This window comes from Streptomyces sp. DH12 (assembly GCF_020873895.1).
GTDB lineage: Bacteria > Actinomycetota > Actinomycetes > Streptomycetales > Streptomycetaceae > Streptomyces.
This window is the reverse complement of record NZ_JAHWGT010000349.1, coordinates 1-669: the sequence shown is the minus strand read 5'-3', so window position 1 is coordinate 669 and position 669 is coordinate 1. Positions and strand designations below refer to the sequence as shown.

Here is a 669-nt window from a genome sequence, read left to right as displayed (position 1 = left end):
GGTCTTCGCCTCGGTCATGGTTCCTCACATGCCTTCGCTCCTCGTCACGAGCCTGTCCCGCAACCATTGAAATGGACTTTAAGGGTTAGATGAAGGGGGCGTCAACCGGTGATCACGCGATGACCGGTTACGGTGGTGGGTGTGACACCGCCGCCACCGCCGAGGAAGGACAGCGCACCGTGCCGTCAGTCGCAGGGGCCGACCCCCGCCCCCTGACCGGGGAACCGCTCGCCATCGACCTGCTCAACACCCGCTGGATCGACGCGGCCGGCCGTCATGACCTGCTGGCCTCGCTCGACGGGCTGGCGACGTGGCTCGCCGGGCCCCTGGGCAGCCGGGCCCTGGGCGACACGCAGGTCCGGGCGGACCACGACACGCTCCGGCGCCTGCTCCAGGCACGCGCCGCCCTGGACCAGGCGGCCACCGCTCCGCAGCACCCTGACGACGGCGCCGTCGAGGCCCTCAACGCCGTCCTCGCCCACGGCCGCAGAGGGCTCGTGCTACGCCCTGACGGGCCGGACGCCTACGTCGAGGTGGAAAGCCCCTCCTGGCTGCCGGCCTGGCTCGCCGCCGAGGACTACCTGCGCCTGCTCGCCGAGCGGCCCGAGCGGATCCGGTCCTGCGGCAACCCCGAATGTGTCCTGCACTTCTACGACACCTCCAAGAACG

The 669-nt window shown here is 70.9% G+C and carries 1 protein-coding gene; it reads left to right on the top strand.

Annotated features, from left to right (window positions below):
• Positions 1–179: 179 nt before the first annotated feature.
• Positions 180–669, top strand: a 490-nt coding sequence (locus tag LPA54_RS34485; RefSeq protein WP_228984585.1) for an ABATE domain-containing protein, incomplete at its 3' end; no start/stop codon positions are given.